Source organism: Allohoeflea poritis, assembly GCF_027889715.1.
GTDB lineage: Bacteria > Pseudomonadota > Alphaproteobacteria > Rhizobiales > Rhizobiaceae > Hoeflea_A > Hoeflea_A poritis.
The window spans coordinates 112174-129523 of record NZ_JAPJZH010000006.1 but is presented as its reverse complement, the minus strand read 5'-3'; the positions used below and the strand labels follow the sequence as shown (position 1 = coordinate 129523).

Genomic DNA, 17350 nt, shown 5'->3' with positions numbered 1-17350 from the left:
GGCATTTTGCCAATATTGTGGAGCGATCATGGCAAGAAGCGTTGAAGAGTGGACCGGAGAGACAGATGACCAGCGGCCACCGCCGCGGGTGCGCCTACGCGTCCTGGAGCGTCATGGCTACCAGTGCGCGGGATGCACCAGGCCCTTGACCGGCACAGACCACTGGACCTGCGACCACAAGGACGCTCTGATCAATGGCGGCGAGAACCGGGAAGGCAACCTCCAGCCGCTGTGCGATTGGTGCGAACCGCCGAAGACAGCGCGAGACGTCGCCGAGAAATCCGACGTCTACCGGAAGAAGATCAAGAACCACTGCAGCCTTCGCTACGAATCAGCCAACCCGATACCCGGCTCCAAGGCCTCGGGCTGGTACGTGCCGATGAGGGGCAGGCCGCAAAGGAGGGATAAGCGATAATGAGCGAATTTCAGAACATACACGATGCGCACGGCGAGCTCGTGCACGCGGTCGCTGATGTAACAAAGCCGGGGGCCCAGCCAATCCCGATAACCCTCGTTTCGGTGACTGATGAAATCAATGGTCAGATGGTGGTTTTTGACGGGCAAAAGTTTGAAGCAAGAACGATTGTCCACCGTCTCCGCTTGGCTGCCGATTTCATTGAAAAGCAGTTGTGAGGGCTGCGCCATGACCGCCGAAGAATTTGACCGCATCGTCGACCAGTATGCAGACGAGATGATCGCCGCCATGACGGAGCTCGCGGCGACGTACGAAGCCAAGATGGAGAAACTGCTCGAGGACGCGGGGGATTCTGTGCCGAAGCATCTGGCAATGGCCTCGCTGGCACGTGCACAAGCCAAGATAACCAGCGCTGCCGTGAATTCGGAGTAACACCATGGACCGCAAATTCAGAGACATGCCGCCCCGCATCGCCAAACTGCGCCGCGACGAACGGGGCTTTCCAATTCCCTATTTCGTTGCCTATTACGACGGCAAGCCGGACTTTCGCGTGGCCGACGAGAACAAACTACGCAAGGCCATCGAGCACGATCATTGCTGGATCTGCGGTGAGAAAGTCGGAAAATACAAGGCCTTCGTTATCGGTCCGATGTGTGGCATCAACCGGACCATCTCCGAACCGCCCCAGCACCGCGATTGCGCCATCTTTGCGGCCCGCAACTGTCCGTTTCTGGCGAACCCGATGGCGAAGCGCAATGAGCGCGGCTTGCCGTACGAACGCAAGGACGCGCCCGGAAAGTCCATCCGCCGAAACCCGGGTGCGTGCGGCGTCTGGATATCGAAGCATCCGTCGATGTTCAGACCGCGGCGCGGCAATGCCGGCATCCTGTTCGATATCGGAGATCCGGTCGAAGTGCTGTGGTTCTGCGAGGGCAGGGAGGCAACGCTGGGCGAGATCCGCAATTCGATTGAGACGGGGCTACCGATCTTGTTCAAGGATGCCCAGTCACAGGGCGAGGATGCGGTACGGGCGCTTGAGCAGGCCTGCACCAAATTCGATCAGTATCTGCCAGCGGCATGAACAATCCGATTGCTCCAAAAGCCGGATTCGACTGGAACCGCGTCTGCTGGAGTCGGCCGGACTCCCTTCCACCCAGACTGTGCTCATACTGCAGCGCGGGTATTCCGGAAACGACGGTGCCTCTTATTCTGACGAGCGAACAGGGGTTTACCGCCCGGTTCTGTGACGACTGCATGGAAAAGTGGTGGGGGATGAGCACTTATCCCGATCCGCCCGAATTTGGCGACTTTTGAGGCGCGCATGACAAAGCCCGGACGCATTCCCTGCATCAACCCGAAGTGCGGCCGCACGGGGCCGGACGACGGGTCGTGCTCACAGATATGTTGCGGCAAGTGCTGGAAGCTTCTGCCGGTCCACCTGACCCGTCGATACAAAAAGCTTCGTCGGCTCCTTCGCAGTTGCGAGCGACGCTATGCCAAGATCGACAATCACACCAACAGGATCGACGTGATCCGCTGCGAAAAGCTCTGCGACGCCAACTGGCGCCGGATTTGGAAATACTTCAATCGGCCCGAACAGCCGGAAGGTCTCGACCGGTTCCTGGAAGAGCAGGGGATGTCGTAGGTTCAGGTCGTTGTTTTGACCCACGCGTCCAGGCACAAATCATGAAATCTGGGGTGCTTGTACTGGTCGGGATTATCGTAATAGCGCCAGCCGAACCACATCTTGATGTACCATTTACCAAACAGCGGCCAGTTGCATCGCCAGCCGAAATAGAGGCGGCCGTCAGCGGTTCTCCATACGGTGTAGTTGTAGAACCGGGTCGCGGTCCGGCCGCTTAACGGGCCCGCTTCGCGATAATCGAGTGTCGTACCTTCTTTCGGAATGCCCAGGATCTCACCAAAGAAGCCACTCGACGGGTTTCGCCAGATCCAGCGGGTCCGTTGCCACATCAGAGCGAGGCCGCTCGCCTCCGGCCAGTGCAGTTGATGCTGACCGCCGTCGAGATCGTCATTGGAGGTGTGGATCAACGCCAGAAAACCCGGCAGGACTTTCCAACCCATCAGAACGCTCAGCGCGGCCCATAGCGGCGCGGTCGGCAGAGTGAAGAAGAGGGTGAAGAAGAGCCCCAGCGGGGCCAGGCGAAGATAGGTGAGCAGTCCCGGCGGCATGACAGTCCCTCTTGCGGAACGCTTTGGGGCGGCCGTGCGGACTTACCGCAATCTGATGTCTCTGTCCTCGACCGCCCCGCTCTCGCGGTGAATTCCGACCCCACCCTGGTCTACGTTAACAGCCCCGTAGGAACGCGAGCCTTCGACCAGGGCAGGGACGGGCACGGCTCCCCAGCCTCGCCCGTGAATTTGGTTGCGGGGGCAGGATTTGAACCTGCGACCTTCAGGTTATGAGCCTGACGAGCTACCGGGCTGCTCCACCCCACAGCCCGGAACATGTCATTTGATTGTGAAATTTGCAACATCTCTATTGAGAAATATTGGCAATATGCCTATCGTTTTCATGCCTCGACCGGACCAAGACCTGATCTCCGGTCGGGGCTGTATTCCTCTCTGGACTTGGGCGGCGCCGATCACATCATGCGTCGCCCCTTTTTTCGCGCCCAGGCGTCCCCATATGGACAGGACGTAATCAGGGGCATAGCCTTGCCGCCAAAGGCAGGGATAGAACTCAAGATGACACGGACAGGCACAGTTGGCGCTGCGTGCGCCGCAATGGCCATCCTCATCGGAACTGCGCCGGGTGCGAGCGCCCTGGAATTCACGATCGAGGACGATGGCCAGAGACGATGGATCGAAGCGCGCGGCTCGATCGAGAAGGGGGACGAGCGCAGGTTCTTCGACGCGTTCCACGCCATTGAGGATGATGTCGAATGGATCGTGCTACGGTCCGATGGCGGTTACATCATGGAAAGCATCGAGCTGGGGCGCACAATACGCAGCCTCGGTTTCTCGACGGCGGTTGCCGCCGGCGACGATTGCCTGTCGGCCTGCTTCTTTGCCTTCGCCGGGGGTGTGCAGCGGGATGTTGCGACCGGCGCCAGGCTTGGGCTGCACCAGTTCTACGAGGACGGCACCGACCAAACCGCCGAGGACGCCATCGCCAGTACACAAGCCACTGTCGCAGAGATGGTGCGTTTCATCGCCGAGATGGGTGTCGACCATCGGGCCCTTGCCGCCGCGCTGGAAACCGCATCGGAAACCATGCACATCTACTCAAGGGCCGAACTCAGGGACTATCGGCTGCAGCACCGCCCTGCGCGGGTAGCTGATACGGAGTGTCCGTTTCCGGACAAGAAAAAGGTCAAGGACCCGCTTGGCCTCTATCCGGCGTGCCGCTGAGTGTCGTGGGATTTCGTCAATGCGTCGAGCCCGTCGATCGTGTTTTGAAGCAGTCGCATCAGGACGTCACTCTCTTGGAGCTCGTATTCCTTCTGGATCTGTTCCTTCACGAAAGTGAGTCGGCAGACCGCGCCGGCGATGTCCCGCACCGGCTCTGAGGCCATCGCCCGCTCAAGGTACAACAGTTGTCGCTCGTGGTCCTCGACCGCCATATCGGATTCGGATGCGTTGTACCGCTGGTTCAGTTCCTTCAACGAAATCAAATGCCTCCCGAACCGGTCTTTTTTGGTGCACGGTGGCTGTTGAACAGTGTCGGGCATGTGAAAACTCCGGTTGAGGCCGCCCACCCCAGGACGTTGGACTCTTTTTTTCGTTGATTCTTTGCTTCGCATACACGTAATGTGATGTAATGAAACATTCTAATTCATACTTAGTCAATATAATTTGGTGCAAAAAATAGGTGCAGGACACCTATAGGTGGTGTACGGTGGAAATATGAACACGATGAACGAACGCTTAAAGTTTGCCCGCCGTAACGCCGGATTTCGCTTTGCCAAGACTGCGGCGGAGCGGATGGGCATGAAGACGACCACCTATTTTTCTCACGAAAACGGTCAGAACAAATTCGACCGGTCCTGGGCCAACAGATACGCCGAAGCCTTTGGCTGCGACCCGGTATGGCTTCTGACCGGAAAAGGGGAACCACCAACACCGGGTGAAAACGATATGAACGACGCACCAATCACAGATACAGACGCAAATGCGGGGGGTATCGATTTCGAACTGATGGAGCAAGCGATCCGAGCGGCCGATTTGACGATAACGGGCTATGGCGGTGAAGTATCGTTGGAGAAACGCGACCGGTTGATCAAGCTTCATTATGCCAATCTTCTGAAACTCAGATCACTAAATGTGGTCGTAAACGGATAGCATCGGTACAGTGATCACGAATAGTTACACGATATTATTCTGGTTGCTTTCGCGCCAATCGATGTGAATGATGGTTGCATGGTGACGGACTGGAACTACGCACAGAACGAAATTCTTACTGGTGACGACGAATACGCATCCGACTTGGACTATCTGGACGCGATGACCGAGAAATTCGGGTGTCACATGATGCGGGACAACTGCGCGTGCAAGGCCGCAGGACATACCGACATCAGCAAGTTCGATCCTTTCGAACTGGCCTATTTCAAGAAGATCTACAGCGTGTTCATCACGCAATTCATCCTATCCAGCGAGTGCACCACCTATGCAGGTTCGAACAAGACTTCTTGACGACAGCGAACTCGAGAACCCCGGCGCCTGCGAGACTCAGCTGAGGCTGTTCCAGGACTGGGACCTGCGCCGCGGTCAGATGGAAGAGACCATTCATGAACTGTGGGACCATATGGTCCTATTCGGCATGCCTCTCCACAACGAGATACCGGAAATCACCAGTATCGGCGGCGCGTCACTGGCGGCGCGAGCGATGGGCAAGGGCTGGCGGCAGCAATTGAAGACCGACGTGGAACACGACGACAACTACACCGCGGCCTATCTTAAAGCGGCCGAGGGCGAACCCGTTCTGGAGAACATCAAGATCCGCACGATCCGCAGTGGTTTGCTGGTCAACCTGGAATATGATCGGCTTGTTTTGCGGTGCTCGACCCCGAGAGGGGCTTCCTACCTTGCGACATATTCGAATTTGAAGCGGCTATGGACAACAGACAATCCCTTAGCCATCCCTCAAACTCCTCTCGGGTCTCCGCGCCTAGCCAGTACTCCGGTTGTGCTTGGCTCGGAGGACAAACCCATCGCAGAGCGTTCTTTATTTGAACGGACATCTCGATTGCGGCGAGCAGGCCGGCCCTGACGTCCTTATCTTCCATATAGATGTAAACCGCCTCTGTGTCGGGCCACTGTTGCCACAGCATCGCCTTCATGTAGCCGGCCAGGAAGACGCCAATACCACTCTTCTGGTATTTCGGATCGACCCGGAACTCGCCGGCATAGACCAGGTTGCCCGACGTCCGCTCGAGGAACGGCTGCTGCTCGCGATCGAAGATGATCGCGTTGTCGGAGCCGGGCCCGTAGAGCATGGTCCAGGTGCGCTTCGCGTAGCTCGCCAGCGATTCCGATCCAAGCGGCTGCCGTTTGACGGCAAGGGCGCCGACACAGCGATCCTTGTCGTAGACCCCGATCCAGAACGCTTCGCCCTGGTAAAATGCATTGTGCCGCGGCGAGAAATGCGGCGTGATCGCCATTCCCATCGTCTCGGATACGACGGTGAGCAGTTCAAAGTCGGTGGAATGCCGCACTTCGAAGCCCTTGCCCAGCATCTTCGTCTTGTAATGCGCTGCCACCGTCGTCAGATCATCGAAAAATTCGCTCATGACGCGCTCCATTTCCGGGCCAAGGCCCTGGCTTCAGTCACCGGCCGCACCATCGTTATTGGCGTTTGTAAACAATCGTTTAAGCCGGGAACAAAACTGTCTGTAGATTTATATTACAGGCCACGCGCGTCCTCAACGCCGTTACGCCGCGATACATGTAAAAGGTTAATGCAGTCCATCGGCGCCGATGTTCAGCGATAGATGAGGTCCGGCACCTGCTGCCGTAGTTGGTGACCGAGATATTCGTTCTGGATCAGGACGCCATCCTTGCGCCGGATTTCGTTGCGCCGGCGGGTGCGCAGCGAGTTTCTGACAGTCTTCGGACTGATGGCCACACCACGATGATGCGGGCTCGCGTTGAACGCCTGGATGCGTTTCAGGGCGTTCCGGGCGGCTTCCTCGTCGCCGAGTTTGACGGCCAGGGCATATTCGGCGAGGAGTTTTGACCGCTTGCGCATGACGCGGGCCTCGGCGTTCTTCAATGCCGAATTCCGTTCCCATGTCTCGGCGACCTTGGCCGGAGTGAAGCCGGCGGCCTGCGTGACGATGTCCAGCGCGGTCAGATCCTCGACCGGCACGATCTGGTTGCCACGATAGTCTGTCACGCCTTCTTCCGCGTAGCGCTGGGCGCGCAGCAAATCCCGCGCCCACTTGGGCAGGATGGTTTCGACGCCGCGGCGCATGTTGCCGTCCCGTATCATCGACACGCCGCTGAAACCCTGTCCGATCATCGACACCGAAGCGCCGGCGACTTGTTGCAGCCAGAAGTGCCACTCGTCCTTGCCTTGCAGGTCCCGGTTCGGCGAACGGAACCACAGATCCGGCATACCGATGCGGTTGCTCAGCGAAACGCCGGTGTAGTGGCCCGGAACACCGTACAGGACCACGCCGCCCAGTTCAGGCCCCAGGGCGTCGATCACGTCCTTCTTGAACCGCTCCTGAAAGTCGATCGGGTCGTCGTCTTCGCCAAACACCAGCCCGGCCAGCGTCATCACCAGATTGAAGCCGATCGTGCCGGTGGTGCCGGCGAGGAGAGACATCATGCCGACAATGCCGGCGAGCTGCATGCGAGCCTCTTTACGTGCCTGCGCCGACTCGCCCTTGAACGACTGGTGAATATCGCGGAACAGCCGATAAAGCATGTTGATGTTGTGGGCCCGGAACACCAGCGCGACCTTCGCGAAATCGTTTTGCATCATGCGCGGCCGGCTGCTGTTGGAATAGTCGAAGTGCGTCTTCCAGGTCAGGTCGTGCGCCGTGTTGATCGCGTCCAGGTGCGTTTGCCCGGCCTTGCGCGCCAGCCGGTATGCCGCGATCGAGGTGACTTCGCGGTTCCACACCTCCGCCTTGTGGAACATGAAGGAGATGACCTCCATCACTTTGGCCCGCAGCGGCCGGTATTCCACGCCAGTGTCTCCGACCCCGGCAAGGTCATGGCTCTGTGTCCGGTCGATAAGCCCGCTATCGTAGAAACGGGCCAGCGCGTCGCGTTCGTCGTTCGTCAGGTTGCTCTTCTCCAACGATCCACGCCCGGCGATCGTATCACCGGATGCCTTCAGCATCGCCGCGGCGGCGCGTGTCACGGAACCGAAGCGAGCGCCCAGGATCGGAATGCCCAGCATCGGCGTCTGTGTCATGTTGACCAACGCGGCCGCCGGCGTCAGGCCAAGGTAGTAGGCAAAGGCTGCCGACGTCATGATCTGCGCGGTCTGCCCGCCGGTCGGGTTCATCACCCAATCGTGACGTTTGCGCATCTCGTTGGCCAGGATCACGCCGCGCGTCGAATCGTCGGCCTCGCGGCCCTGCTTGGCGATGTCGTTGGTCAACTCGGCAAGTTCCATCCCATATTTCAGTTTTGCCATCTGGTGGGCGGCATGGAACATGTGCGATGAAAAACCGCGCAACGCGTCCTCATCATAGCCTGGCGTGCCCTGCCGGTGGATGAACCGCTTGCGGATCGACAGATCCGGCATGGTCTCGAGGTACCGTTGCCAGATCTGGTCGAGCACGCCGGACACCACATCCGGATCGATCGAGGATTTCCCGATGATCTCCTCGATGTCGGCCACCAGCGTCGGGTCCATCATGTCGCGCATGGACTCAGCGTCGGACAGGACGCCGACCTCGATCTTTGCATCGGGATAGGCCTTGCGCATCTGCCGCGCCAGGCGATCGCGGGACGCGGCACGTTCGCGGCGCGAGAACGACTTCACCGCTCCATCGGCGCCGCGGACCACCACGAAGTACTGGCCGAAGCGTTTTAGTGGAAAGTACGGCGCCGGGACCCGCGACGATTCAAATGCCATGCGCAGCCGGGTGAGCCGGGCCTTCATCGAAAAGCCGGCGCGGGTGCGTTGTGCCTTGAAGGTGTCGCTGGCCTGCTTCTCGGCCTGGAGCCGGTCCCGCTTGCTCATATCGGCCGCCGCGATCTTCTCCATCTCGCGGTTGTACGCCTCCTCGGCGCGCTTCTCGGCGATGTGGTAGGCCTTACGCACGTTCTGGAGCAGAATGTCATCCACTTCCTTGGCCTGCGCCTCATAGGCGTTGCGGACGTCAATGAAGACCTTCTGCGCCGCCTTGGGCAGGGCGGTGAACCGTTTGCGCAGATCCGCGTATTTGGGGCTGGCCTTCATGTCCTTCGCGATTGACGCCGGATCCACGCCGGCAAGCGTCGAATCGTGCATCAGGTCGGCGAGCACTTTGGCCTTTGCCTTCCCGTTGCGCCCGAAACCCAGCCGGACGTATTTCAGCCATCGCTGGGCAATCTCGTCCCACTGCGCATGCTTTCGGCCGCGATAGGCGTCCATCATGCGCTTCACGTCGAGATACTGACCGACGGCCACCATGTTGGGCCGTGCCAGATCCGTGAAATAATTCAGCGGTACCGTGGCCAGGGCGTGCGGCTTCAGGTCGGTCAGCGCACCCGCGATGGTCTCAACGACGCGGTTCTCCGATACCGGCGTAGGAATCGGCTCGTCCGGATCAGGATTTGCCGAATACTGCGGGTCTAGACCTTCGGGATCTTCCGGTCGTATTTCTTTTCCAGATAGTCGAAGTCTTCTTTGGTCTTGCGCTTTAGCCGCTCGAGCTCGGAGGGCGTCAACGTCTCGGAAGTTGAGGACGTATCGTGCTTCAGGCTCGGTGAGCGCTTCGGCTTCGATTTCAAAGATGCGTCCGATTTCATCGCCGAACCTCCTCTTCACCTGGTTCAAGAGCTGCTTCTTCGGCACCAGCGAGCCGGGACGGCTGGCGTCGACCAGGGTGACAACCCCGGCGACTTCACCACCACCAGATATAATGTGATCCGCCAGGTCCGCAAGGGTGGAGCCCATGACCGTCACGTCGTCGACAAGCACGTATTTTGCGCCGGCCTGCACCGGACCGTCGAACCGGGCCCGTGAAATCAGGCGCTCCATGGCATTGGCGCCGGTGTGGAACGCCTTGTTGCTCTGCACGATGTCCGCGGTATAGGCCGCACCGGTCGCCTTGGCGTAGTGCAGAGCCATCGCCGTGGGAAGCGCATTGGCGCCGGAAGCCTCGAGGGCCGCGACGGGGACGTAAATCACGTCGCTGCCAAACGTGTCCTTGGCCTGCACCAGCCGGTCCTTGCCGACACTGTCGAGAACGAGACGCATGGCCGCGTCCGGATCGCCCGCCTTTGCGTCGGTGTAATCGGCATGCGCTTTCATGGGCGAGATGTTTCGCCACCTTGTCAACTCCTTTGCGGTGTTTGGCAGTCCGCCCTTGCGGGCGCCCGACGGCGCTGCGGCGGCCTGAACCTCGCCCGATCGGGTCGAGATGCCAGCGCCGCGAGCCGCGATATCGCCCCTCAAGGCCCGCGCGAAGATGCTTTCGGATGTCTGGAATCCCTTGCCCGCGAGATAATTCACGACACGGTGCAAGGCTTGCCTGATGCGATCCCACGCCGCCCGTAGTGCCTGCTGGGGCCGGTTTCGACCAGCACCGGTCGCGTAGAGCGCGAACGCCTCGGCCTCGATCTCGGTTTGCGACATGCCATCGACCTGGCTGCGCCTGAATTCATCGTTGCGGACCATGCGACGAAGGCGGGGTGCGTCACCCCTCAACACGGCCTTCTCGTCTTCGGTCAGGAACAACCGCTGCAGGCGATGGAATGCCTCGTGATAAGCGGTTCTGTCGGTGCCGCTATCAAGCGCGATTGTCACAGCATCGGCGACAGGGTCGTACACACCCGCAGCGGTCGATGGTGCGTTCTTCCCCCAGCCACGCGCGCCGTCAGGCAACGTGATCTCGTCTTGAAACCGCACATCGTCGAGGCCGGCCACGTCCTGAATAATGCCCAGGATCTTGGCGCGGTCTTCCTCTGACAGCGCTTTGCCCTGCGGCGTATCCGTCTCAACCGTGAACCCGCCCTTGGCACTGAACATAGGAAGACCAGCGAGGACGGCTTCGCGCATCGGCTCGGTGACGTCGACCGAGTGTACGGTTTCCCGATGTCCGCCGACGGTGATCTCCGTCTTGCCGGTCCTGGCGCCCCATTTCTTCACCAGCTTGTTGACGATGTTCGGCAGCTTGCGGTCATAGAACCCGCGCATGCCATCGCCGCCGATCTCGAGGTCGTTGCCGGCAAGCACCGTGTCTTCGGTTGCGGACATGATTTTTTTGGCCAGGTCTTTGCCGAACGCTTCGTCCAGTGACCGCCCCGCCAGACCCTCGTCGCCATAACGGCCCTTGTGCAATACACCTTCGTTGTCGACCGAGAGGATGATGTATCGGCCGTCGGTCGTGATCAGTTCGAGACCGCGGCTTTGTTCCTTCACGGCCTTCACCCGGATTTCGCGAACAAAGCTCGAAAGGTCGTAGCGCTCGTTCTGTTGGGTGCCTGTGGTCCAGGCGATGCGGTCATAACCCTTTTCCACTGCTTCGCGCAGCACACGCTTGAAGGACAGTTCATCCCAGGTTTTTTTGAACGGGGCGTTTGGAATGCCAGTTTTGACGGTGCGCTCCACAATTCTCTGGTCCGGGGTACCACTGAGGTCGCGGGCGGTTTCGGCGGCAAGTTCGCTGTCGTGTGTGCCAGTGATGAATCCCGCATCATCCAGGCGATCGTAGACAGTTTTTGTTCCGTACCCCTTTTTTCGGCCCTCTTGATGCCAATCGGATTGAATTTCCTCGACAAAGAGTGTGGCCTTTCCATCAACATCGGCACGATCTGTCAGCCGGACGTGCGCGACAATGTTGGGTACATTGAAATGGTCGCTATAGTAGTTTGCGGCGTGTTTTGCGTTGTAATCTGCAAGTTGTTCGGCCCGGGCTTTTGCCGCTTCTTCGGTGCCTCTTTTTTCGATCAACACACCATCCGGATCATGAATAGTCCAATCCTGTTCCGAAACGAGACCGTTCGGGTCCTTGGGCGGACGGATACTGAAGGGCCGCCGCGGCTGCGATTCGGGTGGAAGGGTGAGCAGCAACTCCCGGTATTTGTCGCCGCCTTCGATGGTCCAGTTACCGTATTGAGCGCCAGTCAACCCGTCGACGTCAATGTTGTAGAATTCGGCGGTCGCCTCGGTCACGAGGTTCTGGATGCGCGCGTCATCCATCACCCGGCCATCGTGGAGCGATGATCCGTCCTCTATGTCTGACGACCAGATTTCCAACTCGTAGCCACCTCGCATTGTCAGTTGAAAATCGAGACTCATGGATGTTTCTTTGTCGTGGTCATCGATCGTCACGGTAACGTCCCGCAACCGGGTCCGATCCGGATCGCTGAAATAGTCCTCACGGGACATTTCGATGGCTCGTTCGAGTGCCTTCTCATATGGCACATCATCAAGGTCAATATCTTGCTCTTCGGCGACCTTGGCGGTTGCCAGGGTAATGAACTCATCCTCGGCGCGTGATTCGATGAATTCCACAGGGTCATCGTCATACCAGTCGGACATGGTGACTTCTGCAGTGGCACCGTTACCACGCAGGACCTCTCCGATCTGCAACTGGTTTGCCCGGATGAAATCGACGATAGCGTCTCGAGTGATGGGCCCGTCATGGCTGTCGAGCCATTCGTTGAGGCCCATCCAGTCGATTTCCTCCGGCTTGACACCGGGGCGGTTGGCGATCATCGCCTTCCATTGATCGGCCGGAGCCCTGGGCTGGGTAAGACCCTCGACGGCGCGCAGCAGCGCGGAATAGTAGACTGGCCGCAGAAGGTTTTCAGGCCTGTCCTCTTCGAGGGTCAGTTTGCCTTGTCGTTCGCCGTCTTCTTTCGGGCCGGATCGGGAGGTGCGTTGCGCAGGCCTTCGCGAGCCCGTTTGAGCAGTTGTTTGCGCTGGTCCGACGGCGGGCGGGCTTCCAGTTCCCGGATGTAGGTCTTCCAGGTCTGCTTTGTGTCGTAGGGTGATGGCTCGTCCACCAACCCGAAAGGCAGTGGATTTTGCTCGGCTCTCTTCGAGCTGCTGTTTGTACTTTTCGACTGTGGCATCATAGGCAGCCTTCATGTTTGCATCGTCGAGCAATGCACTGGGCGCGCGCTCAGTTGAATATATGATCCAGCCCGCGTCGTGCAATGCCTGGTTGGCTATGTGTCTGAAATCCAACGCGACCTTTTCGATGAACTCCGCGTCCGCAATGTTGAAGCGGATCATATCGTCGAGGGGCGTGTCGCGGAGGCGCGGGACCGTGCTCACCACGACCTCATGGATATTCTCGACACTGGAATTGATGGGAAGCTTGGCGGCAACGGCACGCCGTGCGTCCTCGGTCATTGTCGCGCGGTAGGAAACGCCGTCATGGCCGTGTGCATAGACCGCGTGCAGCCCCGGCAGGAAGGTGTAGATCAGGTCGCTGTGCGACAAGGACGTGCTGCGTGGGTGATTGTGGTGGACAACGACACTTTCATCGGGGTCCTGGAACGCACTCATCAGCAGCTTGGTCATACCCGTGGTGCTTTTGGTGCCGCGAAGATTGGCGATGACGTCGCCGTGTTCGTCGACCGCGATCAGATGCTCCATGCCGTCTGCCCTGCCGCGCTCCAGGACAACGTCACGGGCATTCGCGCCAATATCGCCTTGCAGCACGACATTGTTGATGCCGAGATCTGAATATGCATCGCCCTTGAAGGTTTCCGGCTCGAGCGGGCGGGGGATCACGCGGTCAAGATCCACCTGCTTGCGCAGTTCTTCATCGGCCTTGATGTTCTCGGGGTCATAACGGCTGTCACCGCTGATGATGGCTTCTCGCGTCAGTGCCGCGTCCTTGCCCCGTATCTCCACCGCAACGCCAAACCGGCCACCGATATATCCCTCGAGATAGGCGACGCGAGCGCCGGCGTTACCGTCCTTCAGCGGGGCAGGGTCTTTGCCATCCTTGGCGTCGAGCCAGCCCTGAACCTGTTCGTAGGCGACCGGGCTTTCGTGGTGGGCATAGTGCTTCGTATCAGCATTGATGTTCGTCGTGGAGCCGAAAACCTTCTTCCATTGCTTCGAGCGGACGGTCTTCGTCACCGTGTCCTGTGTCAGTGCTTCGCCTTCGTCTGGTTTCGATGTTGGCTTCGTGTTGGCGGATTTTGCCGGATTTTGACGGTTTTCGACGGATTTTGACGGCGCCGATGTTGCGCCATATGGCTTTTTCGTATTGCCGGAAGCAAGCCACGCCTTGAAGTCACCGTGTGAAACCCGGGTGATCGCGCCCAGACCGTCCCAATCGTCGTCATAGTTCTCGAGATACGCCCGGCGCGCCGCAGCCTTGTCGGCATAACCCATCATCACCTTGTGTTCATCGAAGTCGCCTTTGTCGTCGACCTGGTCCACCACAAAGACCGGCGCGGTGTCGGGTAGTGCTTCCAACCCGGGGCGCATGAAGACATCGATATGATCCTTGTCGCGCCCGACGGTCCCTTTGATGTAGCCATAATGGCTCTTCATCTCGACCGACCATTCGTTACCGTCCTTGCCGGTACCGCTGCGTGTGGATCCGGCCGGGTTCTCGATCGAGATATCGAGGCCGCCAATCTGGGCATGGCCCATCTTGTAGTTGCCTGCTTCCTTCTGGGCCTGTGTCGGTTCGGGCAGGGCGTTGTCGGGCGAGGTCGCAGCGTCTTTCGCCGCCGCATCGATCTCGGCGGCGGCTTGCTCCATCTTCTCCACCTGGCGGCGGGCGATGAGCTTCGCATTGACCAGCGGCGCCGTATATTCCGCCGCTTTGGCGGTCCGCGCATCACGCTGGACCCGGTACCGGTAGTCGTCGGCGATCTCGTCCACGCTTTCGATGGGCAGCCCGAACCGTTGCGCGACGTTCTGGCGCTCGTTTTCGAGCAAACGGGAAAGACGTGATCCGGACTGGCCGGAATTGATGCGGCCGCGCTGGATCTTGTCGCCGAGATCATACAGCGCGGTGTGGTCCGGATCTGCAAACAGCGCGGTACGGTCACCGACCGCACGCGTGAGCCCATCGGTGGGCCCGGGCTCTTGCTCATCGGGCGTGGCAGTTACGGCACCGTCCTGTTCGGGTTGCGGCGCGGTTACAGCATCGGCATCACCGTCTTGCGCCGGCTCTGCTTCGGCCGGATCGGCGACCGGCGGCGGCGCGTCGACCTCGATGGGCGGCTCCGGCAGCGGCGGTGCCGGCGTCCCGGGTTCAACCGGGCCACTGGTCGGCGGCGGCGCGGTGACAGTCAGGGCCTCGGGTGGAATCTGAAGGTACTCGCCTGTCGTCGAATCCAGCACAAGCACTTCGCCGCCGTCATAGCCCTGCACGGTCGCCATGAACGGCTCGGTAACGCCATCGCCCGGATCGATCGTCACGGTAGCGTTCTGGGGAAACTGCCGGGAAAGTTCCAGTTCGCTCTGCTGCAACTGGGTTGCCGCGGTCCCGGCCCGCTCCGTCTCCCGGGCGGCACCGTGGTCCCTAGCACGGCCAAGGGCTCCTTGCGCCGGTTGTGGCGTCTGCTGCTCGGCTTCTGGCACGGGTGGCGCTGCCGCGCCCGTATCGGCCTGCTCTTCGCTGCCAGGCGAGATCGCGCCGGCGGTACCGCCCAGCGCGCCGCCGGTAATGCCGCCCGCGACCGTGCCGGCGGCGACGGCGTTGGGCACGCCCTGCATCGTGCGCCGTGACGGATCGACGCTCTGCACGCCGATATTCGTGGCGATCTGCTCGGCGGCGCTCTGTGGCGCTTCCTCGATAAGGCCTTCGGCGACAGCGCTTTTGATCGCGCCGGATGAGATGCGCTGGACAACGTTCTTGTCGAGTCGCGCCGTGATGATCTTGGTCAGGATGCGGTCACCCTGGCCGCCGAATACGGACGTCGCGAAACCGGCAATGAGAAACCCTTGAGTCTCCGCATCGCTCGAAAGTTTCTCGCGGGCCTCCTGAAGTGACATTCCGCCTTCCATGAGAACGCGCGCGGCGTCGCTCGTTTCGAACACGGAGTCCGGCATAGCCTCGAATTCACGGCGGATCGCTATCGCTGTCTCGCCGCCGGCGAACAGCCCCTCGGTCAGTCCACCGGCGAGCATTGCGGTCGTGGCGGCCTTGTTCGCAGCAACCTGCTTTGTCAAACCCTGGGCGATGGCGCGTGAATATGCGCCGCGCGCCAAAATGCCACCCGGCGCCATTGACATTACCGTGATCGGCAGGCTCTGGCCGACGAGATGCATGTAGCTGCGCGGATCTGACCATGCCTTTCCGGCCCTGTATGAGATCGAGCCGTCCGGATTCGGGACTTCCTTGACGAACTCCTTGAGGGTCGCCTCCTGCTGCTCCGGCGTCATGGTTGCCCACGCCCGGTCCATCATCTCCTGTCGGCTCTGCTGATACTCCTTGCCGGACAGCAGTTTGTGTGTGCCATCGATCGCATCGTTGATGATCGGACCGATCCACGGGATTCGCTCGAGCAGCCATTCCGCACCTTCGTCCGCACTGCCCATACCGGAAATGACCGAGCGCTTGAAATCGCCGAGGTAGCCGGTTGACTGGTGCTTTTCGTCGAAGTCCTGCTTCCAGGCCGAGTACTCGTCGGGCGACATGACCTTGTAGCGGCCTGGTTCGTCCGCCTCGAGCTCCGCGTGCTGCTGTTCGGCGCTTATCTGGCGGCCCAACATTTCCGACCGGGATCTGGCTGCTTGTTCGGCCTCTTCGACGGTTGCGAACCGCTGGAGGGGATCGCCGGACGATTCATGTTCGGCGACAACGTTGTTCAGGCGGCCTTCGTCGCCGGCCAGATCGATGATCGCGTCACCGTCCTTCCACAGGGTCGGGACGTTCAACCATTTCCCGTTCCGATCCTGTATGGTGACGGTTCGCTCTGTTGAGACCGTTCCGTCCTCATTCGTGACACCCTCCCCGGGCCCCAAGGGTCGCAGTCGAGGACGCGGATCGGGCATAGGGCCTTCATCGGGCAGGTCGAGCCGCGCCGCGGCGGTAATAGGATTGTCTTGCCCGCGATACAGCCCCATCGGATCCTTGCCCTCGAAGCCGGGCTCGACCGTCGTTGCAGATTTCTGGACGCGTGCAGGGCTGGAGGAAGTTGTCGCTTTCACGCCCGTGGCGTCCTCGGCCGCCTGTCGGTACCACTCCGGCGCGTTTTTCATTTTGCGCGCGGTGCGGTCGTACATGAACCATGCGCTTCCGTCGCCGCGTTGATCCTTCATGTCGACATGGAGGAGGTCCGGCGAACGTGAATAGGTGATGAACCGCTTCGCGCCCCGGCTCCTCAACTCGGAAATCAGGCGCTGTCGCTCGCCGTTCGACATGCCCGCCATCGATATGTCGGCGGCGTGCCCCCGTGTGTGCTCACCGCCGCCGGACTTCTTGCGCCTCTCGACCTTGTGCGTCTTGGGTCGGTATCCCGATTGTATGTGGAGCGGTCTGCCGATCGCGGAAGATGTACTGGCGAGGATTTCCGTGAATTCGGGGGTGAGGGCGTCTTGCCCCTTATGCGCGAAGGTCAGGCTGCCAGGCTTCGCCGAGGCCGGTTGTTTCTCGCCGGCGGGGACAAGGCGGGCCAATCCCTGGGCATCCGGATTTCCGCGAACCTTTTTGTCGGGTACGTCTGGCTGACGTTCCGGGACGGTGTCCCGCTTCGTTTCGCGCTTTGATTTTTCTGCTTCGGTGCGCCTGAAAAGACGCAGCGGATCACGGAAGTCGTGATTCTTGTCGACGATGATCGGCATGACTCGGCATCCTGTATGCCGCACGTCCTGCGCAGAAA

12 protein-coding genes and 1 tRNA gene are annotated in these 17350 nt (G+C 60.1%); 8 read left to right on the top strand and 5 right to left on the bottom strand.

Going from position 1 to position 17350, the window contains the following annotated elements; all coding sequences use genetic code 11:
• Positions 1 to 28: 28 nt before the first annotated feature.
• The 5 genes from OOZ53_RS11450 to OOZ53_RS11430 all read left to right on the top strand — a co-directional run bounded on the left by OOZ53_RS11450 (position 29) and on the right by OOZ53_RS11430 (position 2060).
• Positions 29 to 415, top strand: a complete 387-nt coding sequence (locus OOZ53_RS11450) for an HNH endonuclease (RefSeq protein WP_271089680.1) — start codon at positions 29 to 31, stop codon at positions 413 to 415.
• Positions 415 to 633, top strand: coding sequence for a hypothetical protein (locus OOZ53_RS11445; protein WP_271089679.1), 219 nt, complete (start codon positions 415 to 417; stop codon positions 631 to 633). The genes OOZ53_RS11450 and OOZ53_RS11445 overlap by 1 nt, the downstream gene beginning before the upstream one ends.
• A gap of 10 nt (positions 634 to 643) precedes the next feature.
• Positions 644 to 847, top strand: a complete 204-nt coding sequence (locus OOZ53_RS11440) for a hypothetical protein (protein ID WP_271089678.1) — start codon at positions 644 to 646, stop codon at positions 845 to 847.
• A 4-nt stretch (positions 848 to 851) separates the two neighbouring features.
• Positions 852 to 1496, top strand: coding sequence for a hypothetical protein (locus tag OOZ53_RS11435; protein WP_271089676.1), 645 nt, complete (start codon positions 852 to 854; stop codon positions 1494 to 1496).
• A gap of 240 nt (positions 1497 to 1736) precedes the next feature.
• Complete coding sequence (locus tag OOZ53_RS11430) at positions 1737 to 2060, top strand: hypothetical protein (RefSeq protein WP_271089675.1); 324 nt, start codon at positions 1737 to 1739, stop codon at positions 2058 to 2060.
• Positions 2061 to 2062: 2 nt separating this feature from the next.
• Here the strand turns inward: OOZ53_RS11430 and OOZ53_RS11425 are convergent, their stop codons facing one another.
• Together OOZ53_RS11425 and OOZ53_RS11420 are read right to left on the bottom strand one after the other, a co-directional pair.
• On the bottom strand, positions 2063 to 2608 hold the full coding sequence (locus OOZ53_RS11425; protein ID WP_271089674.1) for a DUF7338 family protein: 546 nt from the start codon (positions 2606 to 2608) through the stop codon (positions 2063 to 2065).
• Between the two features lie 190 nt (positions 2609 to 2798).
• Positions 2799 to 2875: transfer RNA gene (locus tag OOZ53_RS11420), tRNA-Met, on the bottom strand.
• A 249-nt stretch (positions 2876 to 3124) separates the two neighbouring features.
• Here OOZ53_RS11420 and OOZ53_RS11415 point away from each other — a divergent pair.
• Positions 3125 to 3790 carry a COG3904 family protein gene (locus OOZ53_RS11415; RefSeq protein WP_271089673.1) on the top strand — a complete coding sequence of 222 codons (666 nt, stop codon included), beginning with the start codon at positions 3125 to 3127 and terminating at the stop codon, positions 3788 to 3790.
• Here OOZ53_RS11415 and OOZ53_RS11410 read toward each other — a convergent pair.
• Positions 3772 to 4110 carry a hypothetical protein gene (locus tag OOZ53_RS11410; protein WP_271089672.1) on the bottom strand — a complete coding sequence of 113 codons (339 nt, stop codon included), beginning with the start codon at positions 4108 to 4110 and terminating at the stop codon, positions 3772 to 3774. The genes OOZ53_RS11415 and OOZ53_RS11410 overlap by 19 nt on opposite strands.
• Before the next feature lie 175 nt (positions 4111 to 4285).
• Between OOZ53_RS11410 and OOZ53_RS11405 the strand changes: the two genes are divergently transcribed.
• Positions 4286 to 4720, top strand: a complete 435-nt coding sequence (locus OOZ53_RS11405) for a helix-turn-helix domain-containing protein (protein WP_271089671.1) — start codon at positions 4286 to 4288, stop codon at positions 4718 to 4720.
• Positions 4721 to 4798: 78 nt separating this feature from the next.
• Complete coding sequence (locus tag OOZ53_RS11400) at positions 4799 to 5071, top strand: hypothetical protein (protein WP_271089670.1); 273 nt, start codon at positions 4799 to 4801, stop codon at positions 5069 to 5071.
• A 332-nt stretch (positions 5072 to 5403) separates the two neighbouring features.
• Here OOZ53_RS11400 and OOZ53_RS11395 read toward each other — a convergent pair whose 3' ends face one another.
• Positions 5404 to 6168 carry a hypothetical protein gene (locus OOZ53_RS11395; protein ID WP_271089669.1) on the bottom strand — a complete coding sequence of 255 codons (765 nt, stop codon included), beginning with the start codon at positions 6166 to 6168 and terminating at the stop codon, positions 5404 to 5406.
• Between the two features lie 191 nt (positions 6169 to 6359).
• The gene (locus tag OOZ53_RS11390; protein WP_271089668.1) at positions 6360 to 17312 is read right to left on the bottom strand and encodes a PLxRFG domain-containing protein; all 10953 of its coding nucleotides are present in this window, start codon (positions 17310 to 17312) and stop codon (positions 6360 to 6362) included.
• Positions 17313 to 17350 lie beyond the last annotated feature (38 nt).